We start from the raw sequence: 15680 nt of genomic DNA, 5'->3' as shown, positions 1-15680 counted from the left end.
CGCCGCGTGTTCACGCGCTACGACAAGCTTGACCTCATGTACGCCGCCTTCATCACTGTGGCTCTTATCGCTGAGGCCCTACGTTAGTGTTAACAGGCCCTAGTCGGCACGCATGGATTTCCCCGGCCTTGCCTGCCGAGACCTGTGCGGCGCGCTCGCGGTTGCCGGCCACGATCCTCGCCAGACCGGCATCGGCGAGGTTGCGCGACGCGGTGCCGGCACGCCGCTCGGCGCGCTCGCGTGCCTGCTGCATCTCCCGTTTCTCGCGACGCACTTCGCCGCGCAGATGGTGCACCCGCTGCTCCGCAGCCTGCCGTTCGGTCTCGACGGCCTGGCGATAGAACCCGAATCCGCCGCCATACAACCGCAGGCTCGACGGCTCCAGCTCCGCGATCTGGTCCATGTCATCCAGCAACTCCCGGTCATGACTGGCGACCAGCACGCACCCGGGCCATTTCGCGAGCGCATCCCGCAGACGCCGGCGTGCTCCCCGGTCGAGATGGTTGGTCGGCTCGTCGAGCAGCAGCACGTCCGGGCCTTGCAGCAGCTTCGCCGCAAGTGCCAGCGACATTGCCTCGCCACCGCTGAACGTCGCCAGCCGACGTTGCAGCGATACCTCGCCCATGCCCAGCCGCCCCAACGCCGCGACAATGCGTTCGCGCAGGTTCCAGTCGCCGTCCAGCAAGTCGAATTCGGCCACATCCGCCTCGCCGGCGAGGATCGCGTCCAATGCACGCAACTTGGTCGCCACGCCCAGCACGTCGGCCACGCTCGCATCCTCGTCCAGAACGAGATTCTGCTGCAGATAGCCCACCGCGCCATGCAACCGGATCGACCCGGACACAGGCTGAAGTTCGCCGGCGAGGAGTCTCAGCAATGTGCTCTTGCCCGCGCCGTTCGGCGCGACCAGGCCGATGCGCGACGCGCCCAGGTTGAACGAAAGATCGGACAGCACGGGCGTTCCGTCCGGCCAGGAAAAGGAAAGTTGGGAGACGCTGATGCGAGCTCCGGACATGCGGGGTTCCTCCGTCGGTCGCGCGCCGGGCATGGGACGCCCGCGTGCGGATACCTACCGGTCCGTGCGCGCTCAGCCGCATCAGGAGCCGGTCCTAAGTTCTACGGGGGGAACGCCTTGCTCACACGTCCGGAGATCTCGGCCAGGAAGAAAGAAGGGCAGGATCGTAACAGATGGTTCCGCGCTACGGAATGAATGATCGAGTGGCCTATGCCCTCGCGCCCAGCACGACCGTCGCCCGCAGGCCGCCGCCCTCGCGATTGCTCAAGCGCAGACGCCCGTCGAGAGCCTGCGTGAGTTGCTGGGCGATGGCCAGCCCCAGGCCAGTGCCGCCGCTGGAACGGCTACGCGAAGACTCCAGTCGCCGGAACGGTTGCAGCACCGCCTCCAGCTGATCATCGGGAATGCCGGGGCCGCGGTCCAGCACGTCGATACACACGCGGCCTTCGGCATCCACTCGGACCATCGTTTCGGCACTGCCCGCGTAGGCCAGCGCGTTGTCGATGAGGTTCTGCACGATGCGGCGCAGCACCTGCGGATGGGTCAGCAGGGAAGCGGTATCGCCCTCGACGCGCTGCACGGACTTGCCCATGTCCTGGTAGTCGCCCACCACGCTGTCGAGGAAGGCCTGCAGATCGAGGCGTGCCGACGGCCCAATCGCCACATTGGCGCTGCGGGCGTAGTTCACGCCCTCGCGCACCAGCTGGCTGATATGGCCGACGTCGTCCAGCAGGCGCGCCTGGGCGGGGCTCTCGTCCATGGCCTCCAGGCGCAGCCGCATGCGGGTGATGGGCGTTTGCAGGTCGTGCGAGATCGCGGCCAGGATCTGCATGCGCTCGGCGACATGGGCCGACACGCGCTGCTGCAGCGCGTTGAGCGCGCGCGCGGCTTTCGCCACCTCGACCGGGCCGTCCTGCGGCAAAGGTTCGCCTGCCTGCGCCGGATCCAACCGTTCGGCGGCTTCGGCCAGTCGCACCAACGGTCGCGTGGCAAGGCGGACCGCCAGCCAGGCGCATGCCAGCAGCAAGGCGATCTGGGCCGCCAGTACCCAGGGAAGCCACCGCGCGATCGGCAACAGCGAAGGCGTCACCTCGATGGTGACCGGTTGCCCGTCGGCCAGCGTCAGCTCCACCTCGTAACGCTCGGGCGAGGTGGAGACGGCGCGTGGCCGCAGCGCATAACGATGCCGCAAGGAGTCGTCGATCAGTGCCGTCACCTGCCGAGAACGATCGCTGGGCAGCAGCGTGCCCGGCCTGGCGGGGCGTAGGAGATACCGATAGGTGCGGCGTTCCAGCTGGGACAGCCACTGCATGCGTTCTTCCGGCCGCAGGCGTTCGAGCAAGGCGATGCTCAGCGGGATGTCCTGCTCCAGGTTCGTCAGCATCATCGAGCGCGTGGCCACGGCGCGCTCGTAGAACAGCAGCGCGAACGACAACCCGTGCGCCAGCAGCAGGCCAGCCGCCAGGATCAGCAGAACACGCGCGCCGAGCGTCCGTGGCAGAAGGCGCGGCACCGGGCTTGGCGCATCCGCGCTCACGCTTCGTCCCCGATCAGCACGACCGGCTGGCAGAATACATAGCCCTCGCTGCGCACGGTCTTGATGTAGGTCTGCTCGCGCGCGCCATCGCCCAGGCGCTGGCGCAGGCGGCTGACCAACAGGTCGATGGAGCGGTCGAACACCTCCGCATCCCGTCCCTGGGTGAGGTTGAGCAGCTGGTCGCGGCTGAGCACGCGCTGCGGATGGTCGACGAACACGCGCAGCAGCCGGAACTCGGCGCCGCTTAGGGGATAGGCGATGCCGCTCTCGTCCAGCAGGTGGCGCGCGCTGGTGTCGAGCTTCCAGTGGCCGAAACCGAGCAGGCGCGCGGCCTCGCTCACCTGCAAGTTGGGCGGCAGCATGCGCGCGCGCCGGATCACCGCGTTGATGCGCGCCAGCAACTCGCGCGAGGAAAATGGCTTGATGACGTAATCGTCCGCGCCCATCTCCAGGCCGATGATCCGGTCGGTCTGGTCGTCACGGGCGGTCAGCATGACCACCGGCACGGCGCGATGCTTGCCCGCGCGCAGGTTGCGACACAGGGTCAGGCCATCCTCTCCGGGCATCATCACATCCAGCACGATGAGATCGATGTCGCTGGTGTCCAACGCCGCGCGCATCTCCCGGCCATCCGCGGCGAGGCGGACACGGAGGCCGTTCCGGCGCAGATAGTCCCCGACCATCTGACGGATATCGCGGTCGTCGTCGACGATCAGGATGTGGTCTACATGGGACGTCATCTTCATCTCCGGGCATGCGGACTGCGGGTGCAGTCCGGCCGATACACAGGATGTTAGCGCTCGCTGTTATCCGTTTGCGAGTTCTCGGGAAAAGCCGGCGCGCACACGGGGAGTTCGCCATCAACCACCGGCCGACGGAGACGGATGGTCGACCGGCTTCAGGCCGCTGGCTTCCAGGATGGCATCGCTGACGTCGCGCGGTGCCGACAGCGGCGAGGCATGGCTGGCGCCTACCGAGCGCAGCTCGGCACCGATGCGCTGCGCCGTGGCCACCTGGAGCTGGGGAGACAGCATGCGGTCCTTGCGCGAGACCACGTACCAGCTGGGCCGCGATCGCCATGCGGCCGTTGTCACGGGTTCGGACAGCGCGCTCGCCTTCAACGGCAGCTGTCGTGCGTAGACCTCTCGTGCCGCGCTCGGCTGCAGGTCTTGCGCGAAGTCGGAGGCGATGGTGCCCTGCGAAAGAGACAGGAAGCCATCGTGTTCCTGCAGCCGTTGCAGGCCCGGTGCGACCGGGAAATGCTCGCCCTGCTGCGCCGATGTCTGTCCCACGTCGGGTGCGAATGCGGCCACGTACACCAGCGCCTTCACCTTGGGATCGTTACCGGCCTCAGTGATGACCGTGCCGCCCCAGGAATGGCCCACCAGCACGACCTTCCCCGGTACCGCGGCGATAGCGCGCTTCGTGGCCGCGACATCGTCCTCGAGCGAGGTCAGCGGGTTGTCCACGGCGACGACCGGGACGCCACGCTTATGGAGGCGTGCGATCACCTTGTCCCAGCTGGAGGCATCGGCGAAGGCGCCATGCACCAGGACGACCGTCGGGGCGTCTGGGCTGATGCGGGAATCGTGCGCGTCGGCCGCCGCGGGCAGCGAGGCGAAGGCGATCAGCATGGTCAGGAAGGAAGAACGCAGCATGGGAGGAGCTCCTTGTCGGGTGGAGCCCCATTGCACCGGCGCGATGTATCGGCCTGTTGTCGCCGCACGGCTGGCTTCGTATCCGATCGCATCCGCGTCCGCCGGGCGTACGTTCCGATACAAAAGGGCCCCGTTTGTAAGCGTCTGTATCCGCAGCGGCTTTCCTGCCGCTCGCTGACAAATCGCCGCGGTCGGCGACACACGGCGGATACGCCCGCGGCGTGCAATGACGCCGTCGCCGACACCCCGTCGGCATGCGTCCTCGAAGGAATGCCATGCATACCGAATCCTCAAGCCCCAAGAATGCCGCCCTGGTCTTTGGCGGTTCCCGCGGCATCGGCGCCGCCGTCGCCCGTCGGCTGGCCCGCGAAGGCCACGCCGTCGCCCTCACCTATGTATCGCGTCCGGACAAGGCCGCCGACGTCGTCGCCGCGATCCAGGCCGAAGGCGGCCGGGCGCTGGCGATCCAGGCCGACAGCGCCGACGCCGGCGCGATCGCCTCGGCCGTCGGACAGACCGCCGATGCCTTCGGCCCGCTGCACGTGGCCGTGGTCAACGCCGGCCTCTATCGTGGCAGCCCGCTCGACGAATTCCCGCTGGAAACGCTCGACAAGATGCTCGCGGTGAACGTGCGCGGGGTGTTCCTGGCGATCCAGGCGGCGGTGGCCCGCATGCAGGACGGCGGACGCATCGTCACCATCGGCAGCAACGCCGCCGTGCGCGGCGGCATCGTCGGCAGCAGCGTCTATGCGATGACCAAGTCGGCGGTGGCCACGCTGGTGCGCGAGCTGGCGCTGGACCTGGCGCCGCGCCGGATCACGATCAACAACGTGCAGCCCGGCCCGATCGAGACCGACATCACCGCCGATCTCCTCGACATGCTGGTCGCGCGCAGCCCGATGAAGCGCGTCGGCCGTCCCGAAGAAGTCGCCGCGCTGGTGGCCTACCTGGCCGGCGACGAGGCCGGCTACATGACCGGCGCCAGCCTGACCCTCGATGGCGGCTGGGTGGTGTGACGCCGTCCCCTGCACGTCTTCCGATCCCTTCCGATCCGGTGCGGCACGCTGCGCCCAAGGAGAACACGATGTCCACATCCGCTTCGCAAGACCGCTTCAACCAGGGTCGCCGGCGCCTGCTCGGCGCGACCGCCCTGGCCGCCGCCAGTGCCGGCCTGTCGGCCATGCTGCCCGCACGCGCGTCCACCGCCCTAGTACGCGCCTTCACCGGCGAACGTGAGACCGGCAGCGGCGGCGACGCGATCCGCCCCTTCCGGATCCACGTGCCGGAACGCGACCTGGCCGAGCTGCGGCGGCGTATCCAGGCCGCGCGCTGGCCCGACCGCGAACTCGTCGCGGACGAAGCGCAAGGCCTGCAGCTGGCCCGGCTCAAGGCCCTGGCCGACTACTGGGGCAACGGCTACGACTGGCGCCGCCTGGAAGCAGGACTCAACGCGCTTCCGCAGTTCGTTACCACGATCGACGGCGTGGACATCCATTTCATCCACGTCCGCTCGCGGCATCGCAACGCGCTGCCGGTGATCCTCACTCACGGCTGGCCCGGTTCGATCCTGGAGTTCGTGGGCGCCATCGGCCCGCTGACCGACCCCACGGCGCATGGCGGCCGCGCCGAGGATGCGTTCGACGTCGTCATCCCGTCGATTCCCGGCTATGGCTTCTCCGGCATCCCGACCGAGCTGGGTTGGGGGCCGGACCGCGTCGGTCGCGCCTGGCACGTGCTCATGCAGCGACTAGGCTACGACCGCTACGTGTCGCATGGCGGCGATCACGGCTCGGTCATCTCCGACGCGATGGGCCGGCAGGCGCCGTCCGGCCTGCTGGGCATCCACCTGACCATGCCGGCGACCGTGCCGGGCGAGCTGGTGGATGCGATCAACAGCGGAGCCCCCGCGCCCGCCGGACTGGCGCCGGCCGAGCACGACGCCTTCGAGTCGCTGAGCCGCTTCTTCGGCCGCAATGCCGCCTACGGCGCCATGATGGTCACGCGTCCCCAGACGATCGGCTACGCGCTGAACGATTCGCCACTCGGCCTGGCCGCCTGGATGTACGACAAGATCGCGCAGTGGACCGACAGCGACGGCGTACCGGAGCGCGTGCTGGGCCGCGACGCCATCCTGGACGACATCAGCCTGTACTGGCTCACCGGCACCGCCACCTCGGCCGGCCGCTTCTACTGGGAAAACAACAACAACAACTTCAGCGCCGCCGCGCAGAAGACCGCGCTGATCTCCGTACCGGTGGCGGTGTCCGTATTCCCCGACGAGATTTACCGCGCGCCGCGCAGCTGGACCGAACGCGCCTATCCCACCCTGTACTACTTCAACGAGGCCGACAAGGGCGGCCACTTCGCCGCCTGGGAACAGCCACAACTGTTCAGTGCCGAGTTGCGCGCCGCCTTCGGGCCGTTGCGCCGGGCGCTGTGATCCCGCTTACGCCTCAACCACACGACCGAGGAGAACGTCGATGCAAGCACATGCCCGTCGTACCGTCGCCCGCCTGGCGCCCTGGCTGTTGGCCGCGCAGTTCGCGCTGGCCGGCGTCGCCGGTGCCGCACAGCCCATGACCACGCCCAGCGCGTCCACCGACCACGCGCCGCTGGTAGCGAACAAGCGGATCGACGCCGGCGATCTCAGCGTCGGCTATGCCGAACTGGGTCCGGCGAAGGGCGAGGCTGTCATCCTGCTGCACGGCTGGCCATACGACATCAACAGCTATGCCGAAGTGGCGCCGCTGCTGGCAGCCCGAGGCTATCGCGTCATCGTGCCGCACCTGCGCGGCTACGGCAGCACGCGCTTCCGCTCGGCCGACACGCCGCGCAACGGCGAACCGGCGGCGCTGGCCGCGGACGTCGTCGCCCTGATGGACGCCCTGAAGATCGAACGCGCCACGCTCGCCGGCTACGACTGGGGTGCGCGCTCCGCGGCCATCGTCGCCGCGCTGTGGCCCGAGCGGGTGAAGGCGCTGGTGTCCGTCAGCGGCTATCTCATCGGCAGCCAGGAAGCCGGCAGGAAGCCCTTGCCGCCGGCGGCCGAGTTGCAATGGTGGTACCAGTACTACTTCGCCACCGAGCGCGGTCGTGCCGGCTACACGCAGTACACGCACGATTTCGCCAAGCAGATCTGGCGGCTGGCTTCGCCGACCTGGAAGTTCGACGACGCCACCTTCGACCGCAGCGCGGCCGCGCTGGACAACCCCGACCACGTCGCCATCGTCGTGCACAACTACCGCTGGCGACTCGGCCTGGCCGAAGGCGAGCCCCGATACGCCGCGCTCGAACAGCGCCTGGCGCAGGCCCCGGTGATCGCGGTGCCGACGATCACCATCGAGGGCGACGCCAACGGCGCGCCGCATCCGTCGCCGGAAAGCTATGCCGGCAAGTTCACCGGCAAGTACGAGCACCGCGCCTTCCACGGCGGCATCGGCCACAACCCGCCGCAGGAGGCGCCGCGCGAGTTCGTCCAGGCGGTCGTCGACGCCACGCGGCTCTGATGGAGGAAGCTCGGCCATGAACCGCATTCGCTACATCGTGCTGGCATCGGCAGCCGCCGCCCTGGGGTTGGCCTTTTTCGCCGCCCGTGACGACGAGGACTGGCGGCCAGCCGCACCGCTCTACGGCGTCAAGTTGCCTGCCGACTATCAGGACTGGCCGCTGATCGCGCCGGCACAAGAGGCGGCACCGCTGGACGAACTGCGCGTCGTCGTCGGCAATGCGGTGGCGATGCGCGCCTACCGCGACGGCATCCGCCCCTTCCCCGACGGCACGGTGCTGGTCAAGCGCGCCTGGAAGCATGTGCCGTCTCCCGATTTCGCGCCGGCGTCCATCCCCGGCGACGCCACCACCGTGCAGGTGATGGTCAAGGATTCCAAGCGCTACGCCGCCACCGGCGGCTGGGGCTACGGACGCTTCATCGACGGCCAGCCCGTCGACGAGGCGCAGCACCGCACCTGCCATGCCTGCCATGCCGGACGCGTGAAAGACCGCGACTACGTGTTCACCCGCCTGGCGCCGTGAGCGCCTGGCCTCTCTCCCACGACCTACAGAAGGAAACTCCCGTGACTGCTCTCGACAAGATCCTCTACACCGGCAAGAGCCACACCGTCGGCGGCCGCGAAGGCCGCGCGCAGCGACGACGGCCAGCTCGACATCGCCCTGTCGCCGCCGGGCAGCGGCCGACCAGGCTCCAACCCGGAACAATTGTTCGCCGCCGGCTGGTCGACCTGTTTCGAGGGCGCGATGGGGCTGGCCGCACGCAAGCTGCAGATTCCTTTTCCCAAGGATGCGGCCATCGATGCGGAGGTCGATCTGGGCATGGTCGGCGACGGCTACCAGTTGCAGGCGCGCCTGAACGTATCACTGCCAAACCTTTCGCCGGAGCAGGCGCTGGCGCTGGTCGACGAGGCGCATCGCACCTGCCCGTACTCCAAGGCCACGCGCGGCAACATTGACGTGCAGATCCGTGTGGCGTGATGCCCCGCTTTGTAACGAAGTGTCGCCATTCCCGCATCCGCACGGTTGCGCTTACAAGACCCTGGGTGCCGGCACACAGTCCTGGTACATGCGCGCGGTGGAATGACCTCCACTCCACCGCACTGCAGGCAAGACCATGATCGAGTACGCACTGGCCATCGCCGCCGGCATGGCCACCATCCTCTCCCCCTGCATCCTGCCCGTGCTGCCGATCGTGCTCGCCACCAGCGCCGGCGGCGGGCGAAACCGGCCGCTGATGGTGATCGCGGGCTTCGCGGCCACGTTCGCGGCAAGCGGCCTGTTGATCGGCGCGCTGTCTGCGTCGTCCGGTGCGTTGCAGGGCGCCATCCGCACCGCATCGATCGTCGTGCTGCTGATGGCCGGCCTCAGCTGCTTCTGGCCGGCGCTGTTCGACGCCCTGGTGCGCCAGTGGCATCGATGGCGCGCCGCACACGCGAAGGCCGTTCCTGTTCGGCGGCCTGTGGGCGGCCTGGTGGGCGCCGCACTCGTCGGCGCATCGCTGGGCCTGGCGTGGACGCCGTGCGCGGGTCCGGTGCTGGCTTCGGTGCTGTCGCTGGCCGCCAGCGCGCAAGCGCCTGGCAAGGCGACCGCATTGCTCGGCCTGTACGCGGCAGGCGCCGGCATTCCGATGCTGCTGGTCGCCTACGGCGGCGCCTGGGTCACCGCGCGGTTGTCGTTCCTGCAGCGGCGAGCGGCGTTGTTGCGGCGAGTCTTCGGCGCGTTGGCGGTCGGCGTCGCCGTGCTCCAACTGCTCCAGTACGACGTGCTCGTATCGGCCTGGGCCACGCAGTGGCTCCCCTCCATCTCGCAAGGACTCTGACCATGAACCCGATCAAACTCGCCTTCACGCTGCTGGCCGCCTGCCTGTTCACGGCCGCCTGCTCCCCGGACCTGCCCGCCGACCCCGTCGAGCCCACGCATGCGTCGCCGGCGCCGGTCGCACCGGAGTTCCAGGGCATCGGCCGCTGGCTCAACAGCCCGCCACTGACGATGAGCCAATTGCGCGGCAAGGTGGTGTTGGTGGAGTTCTGGACCTACTCCTGCATCAACTGCGTCCGCGTCATGCCCCACGTCAAACAGTGGCACGCGAAGTACCACGACCAAGGTCTGGTCGTCGTAGGCGTGCATACGCCCGAATACGGCTACGAGAAGCAGCTGTCCAACCTGCAGGCGGCAGTCAAACGCTTCGGAATCACTTACCCTGTGGCACAGGACAACGACTATCGGACCTGGAATGCGTACGGCAACCGGTACTGGCCGGCGTTGTACCTGATCGATCAGGAAGGCCGGATTGTCTACCAGCATTTCGGTGAAGGCGACTACGAGACTACCGAGGCCAAGATCGGACAGCTGCTGGCCCGCGGACGTAGCGATTCGGCTCAGAAACGATAAGACCGCTCAAGTGATGTCCGCCTTGGGTCGCTCTGTGCCGGTGTGGTGTCTGGCTCAGTCCGGCCAGAAGCGGACAACGATACTTTTAGAAAGCAGGAACTCAAAGTTAGATTAAGGAGCTGCTTTAGCTCGTCCCAGTGAACCAAGCGAGCGACTTTAACCGTATGTTAGACACAGCCTTCAATCAACCACAAAAAGCTTGGCGCCAACTGATGTAAACGAGCGATGAGGCTCTGCGCAGTCAGCCACTTGATAGCTCATGCCAGGCGTGAGGGTAAATCTGCGACCATCTGCTAGCTCAGTGTGTAGTTCGCCTTCCAAACAGAGAAGTATATGGCCTTTTGAGCACCAGTGATCTGCGAGATAGCCTGGAGTGTACTCAACCATACGAACACGAATTGAGCCAAACTGGCAAGTTCGCCAATAAGCAGTTCCGGTTTCGCCAAAGTGTTCCGTCGCTTTAATTTTTGACCAGTCGGTCACTCCAAATGGTATTTCTGTAATTTCCATGGCACCTTCACTTATCTACTGCGTCTTCGCATATCAATATAAGAGCTGGACCCGGCGCATATGCACCAAGGCCACCCTATCCTGTACAGAAGAAGTTCGCGCTTCAATTTCGAAAGGCTCGAATCCGAGTTTTCGATACAAAAGGAGACCTGCTGTATTGTGATTAAAACAGGATATTTGCACCTCCGATGATTCATATCGTTGATGTGCAATCCCCATCATAGTTTTCACGAGGTAGGTTGCTACACCACGACCCCTAGCGCTCGGTGCGACAATGACATTCCCGATGCAGCAGACTCCTTGGCGCTCGGCTCGATAGAAGTTTGCAAAAGCAATAACAGCCTGATCGTCCGTCACCACCGTGCATTCAAATCGTTGGCTAATCGCTACTAATAGTTGAGGCTCGGTGAGTGGGTATTCCGCCTTCGGAAACATGAAGAACAGCTCTTCAGCTGTCTGAGGAAATGTGCATAGTGTTGGGACATCGGCAGAGGTGGCCGGTCGGTGGTCGAGCGTCATTGTGAATCCCTTCACTGGCATGGATGCTGACTATAACCAATCCCTCTTGTGCCATGTAAAGGGCCGATAAAATCTGCCTCAACAATGTCCGCTTTGGGGCGACTTCTGCCGAGCATGACGTGCCTGAGTCGCCCAAAACCTGCCGGTCGTGTTAGGCAACAAGCGGCCAAAGCAGCCGGTCAATGAAGCAGTAGTCTGCGACTGAGATCAATCACAGGTCAATGCGGCTGAGACAACTCAAAAGCCTGCTCAAGGAGCACCAAAGCGGGCGAGTGCAGCATCGATAAATCGTCGGAGTTTGGCTGTTTTCTGACGATTGGCCGTGTAGAGCAAATGCATTTGTCGGCTCGGTGCTTCGTAATCAGCTAGCAGTCGAACTAACTCGCCGCCGCGCAACGCGGGCTCAAGAAAGTCCTCAGGTCCAAGGACAATCCCGAACCCGTCCAGCGCTGCCGACAGCAGTGCTTTGCTCTCGTTGACCTGCAATCGACTGAAGACTTGTACCCGTTCAACTGCGGAGCCTTTGCAGAATACCCATTCGCGGTCGGCCGGCCGGGACCAATAGGCATACCCCAGACACTCATGGTTCTTCAGATCACCCGGTATTTGCGGTACTCCGCGGTCGGTCAGATAGCTCGGTGCCGCACAGGCTACCAATCGATAAGGCGCCAACGGCCTGGCAGTCAAACTGGACGCGGCCAATGGACCAATCCTGAAAGTCACTTCATAACCCTCCTCCACCAGATCGACGAAGCGATCGGTCAAATGCAGATCGATTTCGACCTCCGGATGTTGACGCAAAAACTCCGTCACAAAGGGCATGAGGCTATAGGAGCCGAACGTTACGGGAGCGCTGATTTTCAGTTTGCCGCGCGGGGTGTCGTTCATGATCTGCGCAAGGGAGTCGGCAGCCTGAGCCTCGCTCAAAATGTGCTTACAGCGTTCGTAGTAAGCGCTGCCCAACTCAGTCAGGCTCTGGCGTCGGGTGGTACGGTTCAGTAGCCGCGCACCTAGCCGCTGCTCAAGCGCGGCAACATGCTTGGCCACCATCTGCGGCGACAGGCCCAATCGCTCGGCGGCGCTGGCATAGGAGCCGGATTCCGCCGCCATCACAAACGCCCCCATGCTCGTCAGGCGATCCATCATTCAACACTCCTGGTAACGAGACTAAGTAGCCGATGATTATTTATCTGCCCTTGGTTGGCAATCATCATGGTTTCTTCTTACCAACCAGCGGAGCAAGGACATGCGTATCGGCATTATTGGGGCAGGCTTCATCGGACGTGCAGTGGCGCAATTGGTCATCGAGGCGGGACACGAGGCGATGCTCAGCAATTCACGTGGGCCACAGACCATGAGCAGCGTGCTCAGTGGCATTCCTGGTAGTCAGGTCGGCACTATCGAGGACGCAGCACAATTTGGCGAAGTTGTACTCGTGGCAATTCCTCTTGGGCATTACCGAAGCGTGCCGGCCAAGTGGCTAGAGGGCAAAACCGTGCTGGATGCCAACAATTACTACCCGAAACGCGACGGTCATATTGCCGCTCTCGACCGATTCGAAACCACCACCAGCCGCCTGCTCGCCGAGCATCTGCCCCACTCCAGCGTGGTCAAGGTATTCAATGCAATCCTCGCCCAGGACTTGGTGCAGGACTCGCGCCCGAAAGCGGCGCCCGACCGACGCGCACTGCCGATCGCTGCGGATGATCCGGCGGCGAAAGCGCTGGTGATCAAGTTGCTGGACGAAATTGGATTCGACGCGGTAGATGCGGGCAGTCTTGATGAAAGCTGGCGATTCGAACGGGCTAAACCCGCCTACTGCATACCGCTGGATAAAAAGGGACTGAAGGTTGCCTTGGCTGCGGCCCATCGGCAGGTCGAATTGCCCGAGGGATCGTGGCGCCGCTGAATAGCCCATAACCCACTGGATCGAGAGAAGACTTGGAGCTGACTGAGGACAATGTCAACTTTGGGTCGGGCTGTGCCGGTGGTGACTGGTAAAGAGCGACCTGAAGTGGACGGTGAAGAGGAGAATAAACTCTCCTGAAGTACCTTCCCCGGGAGCTACCGCGAGAAGCGCTTGCGGTAATCCCGGGGTGAAATCGCCAAATGGCGCTGGAAGGTCGCGCGCATCCGCTCCTCGTCGCCAAAGCCGCACAGCTGGGCGATCTGGTCGATATTACGCTCTGAGTCTTCCAGTAATCGACGCGCCGCTTCCAGTCGGAAAATCTCCACCGCCTTGGCCGGTGAGCGGCCGGTCTTCTGCTTATACAGCCGGGAGAAGTTCCGCGGGCTCATGTGGCACCGATCGGCCAGGACCTCCACCCCGAGGTTCGGGCGGCCAAGGTTATCGGCGAGCCAGCGGTGCAATTCGTCGAAGACCGCCGCATCCCTGGTCTGAGACTTCAACAACTCGCTGAACTGCGCCTGCCCACCCGATCGCTTGAGGAACACCACCAGTTCCCGTGCCACCTGCATCGCCACATCGCGGCCACAGTCGGCTTCCACCAGGGCCAGAGCCAGATCGATCCCCGCGCTGACGCCGGCGGAGGTCCAGACGCTGTCCTGCTGGACGAAGATCGCATCGTTGTCCACCTCGATGGACGGAAAACGCGCACCAAGCCGATCACACATGGCCCAGTGGGTTGCTGCGCGCTTGCCCTCCAGCAGCCCGGCCTCGGCCAGCAGGAAGGTGCCGCTGCACACCGACGCGATGCGCCGCGCTAGCCTGGAGTGGTCGGCGATCCACTGAATCAATTCGCCCGACTCGTCCACCACCTGCTCAATCTCCGGCGAGCCCGGCACGATCAGCGTGTCGATGGCATCTGCTGCGAAGCCGGAAAGCGGCTGTGTCTCCACCGTCAGGCCTTCCGCCGTCTGCACGGGGCCGCCCGACAGGGTGCCCGTCAGCCGTTCATAGCCCGGCAGATTGCGCTCGTGCATGGCCTTGGTGGCGGCCCAGAACACTGTCTGTGCGCCGGTCAGGTCCAGCAGGCCCACCTGCGGGTAAGCGATGAACAGAATGGTGCGCGGCGTAGCTGGCATGAATTCAGGGTTATCTGTCATTTTTGGAAAATTCTTTCGGTTTTAGCATGGCTCCGTCAAACGAAGCGGGCGTATGCCGGGAGCCATCATGGAACAAAACATACTGATCATAGGGTCTGGATTCGCCGGGCTGTGGAGCGCATTGAGCGCCGTACGTCTGCTCGACCAACATGACCGCACCGACGTACACGTGACGCTGCTTGCGCCCCAGGCCGAACTGCGCATCCGTCCGCGCTTCTACGAACCCAACGTACACGATATGCGCGCGCCACTGCTGGACTTGTTTGCCATCACCGGCGTCTGTTTCGTCCAGGGGCTGGCGTTGAACATCGATGCCGAAGGGCGCAAGGTCACCTACCGCAATGCCGAGGGTGACGAAGCCGCGCTGGGCTACGACCGCCTCATTCTCGCTTCAGGCAGCCAGTTGTTCCGCCCGGCGGTGCCGGGTCTTGCCGAGCATGCCTTCGACGTCGATCAGATCGAACAGGCCGCGCGCCTTGAGCAGCATCTGTTTGCCTTGGCCAGTCAACCGGAATCCACCTCCCGTAATACAGTAGTGGTCGCCGGCGGCGGCTTCACCGGTATCGAGACTGCCACCGAACTTCCTGCACGCCTGCGCGCCATTTTGGGCGACGATGCCGAAGTCCGGGTCATCGTCATCGATCGCGGGGCGCAGGTCGGCGCGGCACTGGGCGATGGCATTCGCCCCGCCATCCTCGAGGCCTCTCGCGAACTTGGCATCGAGTGGCGGCTGGGGCGGTCGGTCGCTGCGGTGGACGCCCAGGGCGTGGTGCTTGATGACGACCAGCGCATCGATGCTGGCACAGTGATCTGGACTGTCGGCTTCCGCGCCAGCGGCCTCACTGAACAGATCTCCGCTCCGCGTGACACCTCAGGCCGGTTGCAGGTGGATAGCTACCTGAAGGTCAAGGGTATGGCCGACATCTATGCCGCCGGCGATACCGCCCGCGCCGCCACCGACGAACTGGGCAACTTCAGCGTCATGTCCTGCCAGCACGCCATCCCACTGGGTCGACACGCCGGCAATAACGCTGCCGCCGAACTGATCGGCGTGGCGCCGCAGGTCTACAGCCAGCCCAAGTATGTCACCTGCCTTGACCTGGGAGCTTGGGGCGCGGTGTACACCGAAGGTTGGGACCGCCAACAGAAACTGATCGGTGCCGAAGCCAAGACGCTGAAAACGCAGATCAACACCCAGTGGATCTACCCTCCGGCAGCGGACCGTGCCGTGGCGCTGGCGGCCGCCGACCCGTCGATCCCGGTGGCTTGAGGAGATAGCCGATCCGTGATGACGGCCAGAGGAGCGTTTGCCGAGTAGTCTTGGCCGTCAGCACGCAAAAAGACAACAGATTTCTCCGCTCACTGATCGGGTGGGGCGTGTGCGGCCGGCTGCAAGTGGCCGATCTCTGCTGGCCACCACCAGCTGCTTTGGGTCGGTTGGGGACGCGGCACCTCATCAGTACGCACGTCCTCTCAC

16 protein-coding genes and 1 pseudogene are annotated in these 15680 nt (G+C 64.9%); 9 read left to right on the top strand and 8 right to left on the bottom strand.

Features of this window, described 5'->3' with window-relative positions; translation table 11 throughout:
* Positions 1 to 64: 64 nt before the first annotated feature.
* The 4 genes from ACYVD0_RS18965 to ACYVD0_RS18950 all read right to left on the bottom strand — a co-directional run bounded on the left by ACYVD0_RS18965 (position 65) and on the right by ACYVD0_RS18950 (position 4210).
* On the bottom strand, positions 65 to 1015 hold the full coding sequence (locus tag ACYVD0_RS18965) for an ATP-binding cassette domain-containing protein (protein ID WP_460428248.1): 951 nt from the start codon (positions 1013 to 1015) through the stop codon (positions 65 to 67).
* Positions 1016 to 1223: 208 nt separating this feature from the next.
* Entirely contained in the window at positions 1224 to 2552 is a 1329-nt protein-coding gene (locus ACYVD0_RS18960) for a HAMP domain-containing sensor histidine kinase (protein ID WP_460428247.1), read from the bottom strand.
* Positions 2549 to 3292 carry a response regulator transcription factor family protein gene (locus tag ACYVD0_RS18955; protein ID WP_460428246.1) on the bottom strand — a complete coding sequence of 248 codons (744 nt, stop codon included), beginning with the start codon at positions 3290 to 3292 and terminating at the stop codon, positions 2549 to 2551. Before ACYVD0_RS18955 ends, ACYVD0_RS18960 begins: the two co-directional genes overlap by 4 nt.
* A 120-nt stretch (positions 3293 to 3412) precedes the next feature.
* Complete coding sequence (locus ACYVD0_RS18950; protein WP_460428245.1) at positions 3413 to 4210, bottom strand: alpha/beta fold hydrolase; 798 nt, start codon at positions 4208 to 4210, stop codon at positions 3413 to 3415.
* A 275-nt stretch (positions 4211 to 4485) separates the two neighbouring features.
* Here ACYVD0_RS18950 and ACYVD0_RS18945 point away from each other — a divergent pair, with 275 nt between their 5' ends.
* The 7 genes and pseudogenes from ACYVD0_RS18945 to ACYVD0_RS18915 all read left to right on the top strand — a co-directional run bounded on the left by ACYVD0_RS18945 (position 4486) and on the right by ACYVD0_RS18915 (position 10108).
* Entirely contained in the window at positions 4486 to 5226 is a 741-nt protein-coding gene (locus ACYVD0_RS18945) for an SDR family NAD(P)-dependent oxidoreductase (protein ID WP_460428244.1), read from the top strand.
* A gap of 68 nt (positions 5227 to 5294) precedes the next feature.
* Complete coding sequence (locus tag ACYVD0_RS18940) at positions 5295 to 6650, top strand: epoxide hydrolase family protein (protein ID WP_460428243.1); 1356 nt, start codon at positions 5295 to 5297, stop codon at positions 6648 to 6650.
* A gap of 40 nt (positions 6651 to 6690) precedes the next feature.
* A complete protein-coding gene (locus ACYVD0_RS18935) occupies positions 6691 to 7716 on the top strand; it encodes an alpha/beta hydrolase (protein WP_460428242.1) in 1026 nt (341 codons plus the stop codon).
* 16 nt (positions 7717 to 7732) lie between these two features.
* The gene (locus tag ACYVD0_RS18930; protein WP_460428241.1) at positions 7733 to 8239 is read left to right on the top strand and encodes a cytochrome P460 family protein; all 507 of its coding nucleotides are present in this window, start codon (positions 7733 to 7735) and stop codon (positions 8237 to 8239) included.
* Between the two features lie 41 nt (positions 8240 to 8280).
* Positions 8281 to 8695 (top strand): annotated as a pseudogene (locus ACYVD0_RS18925) (organic hydroperoxide resistance protein).
* 136 nt (positions 8696 to 8831) lie between these two features.
* Positions 8832 to 9536 (top strand): cytochrome c biogenesis CcdA family protein, encoded by a 705-nt coding sequence (locus tag ACYVD0_RS18920; RefSeq protein ID WP_460428240.1) that lies wholly within the window; start codon positions 8832 to 8834, stop codon positions 9534 to 9536.
* 2 nt (positions 9537 to 9538) lie between these two features.
* A complete protein-coding gene (locus tag ACYVD0_RS18915) occupies positions 9539 to 10108 on the top strand; it encodes a thioredoxin family protein (RefSeq protein ID WP_460428239.1) in 570 nt (189 codons plus the stop codon).
* Positions 10109 to 10288: 180 nt separating this feature from the next.
* Here the strand turns inward: ACYVD0_RS18915 and ACYVD0_RS18910 are convergent, their stop codons facing one another.
* The 3 genes from ACYVD0_RS18910 to ACYVD0_RS18900 all read right to left on the bottom strand — a co-directional run bounded on the left by ACYVD0_RS18910 (position 10289) and on the right by ACYVD0_RS18900 (position 12283).
* Complete coding sequence (locus tag ACYVD0_RS18910; RefSeq protein ID WP_460428238.1) at positions 10289 to 10618, bottom strand: DHCW motif cupin fold protein; 330 nt, start codon at positions 10616 to 10618, stop codon at positions 10289 to 10291.
* A gap of 33 nt (positions 10619 to 10651) precedes the next feature.
* Positions 10652 to 11137, bottom strand: coding sequence for a GNAT family N-acetyltransferase (locus tag ACYVD0_RS18905; protein ID WP_460428237.1), 486 nt, complete (start codon positions 11135 to 11137; stop codon positions 10652 to 10654).
* 249 nt (positions 11138 to 11386) lie between these two features.
* Positions 11387 to 12283, bottom strand: a complete 897-nt coding sequence (locus tag ACYVD0_RS18900; RefSeq protein ID WP_460428236.1) for a LysR family transcriptional regulator — start codon at positions 12281 to 12283, stop codon at positions 11387 to 11389.
* Positions 12284 to 12383: 100 nt separating this feature from the next.
* Between ACYVD0_RS18900 and ACYVD0_RS18895 the strand changes: the two genes are divergently transcribed.
* Entirely contained in the window at positions 12384 to 13046 is a 663-nt protein-coding gene (locus ACYVD0_RS18895; RefSeq protein WP_460428235.1) for an NADPH-dependent F420 reductase, read from the top strand.
* 155 nt (positions 13047 to 13201) lie between these two features.
* Here the strand turns inward: ACYVD0_RS18895 and ACYVD0_RS18890 are convergent, their stop codons facing one another.
* Complete coding sequence (locus ACYVD0_RS18890; RefSeq protein ID WP_460428234.1) at positions 13202 to 14203, bottom strand: GlxA family transcriptional regulator; 1002 nt, start codon at positions 14201 to 14203, stop codon at positions 13202 to 13204.
* A gap of 67 nt (positions 14204 to 14270) precedes the next feature.
* On the opposite strand from ACYVD0_RS18890, the gene ACYVD0_RS18885 reads away from it, so the two are divergent.
* Positions 14271 to 15473, top strand: coding sequence for an NAD(P)/FAD-dependent oxidoreductase (locus tag ACYVD0_RS18885; protein ID WP_460428233.1), 1203 nt, complete (start codon positions 14271 to 14273; stop codon positions 15471 to 15473).
* The last annotated feature ends 207 nt before the right edge of the window (positions 15474 to 15680 follow it).

Source organism: Azotobacter armeniacus, assembly GCF_054779355.1.
The sequence above is the reverse complement of the archived record's forward strand: the minus strand, read 5'-3'. Positions and strand labels throughout refer to the sequence as shown.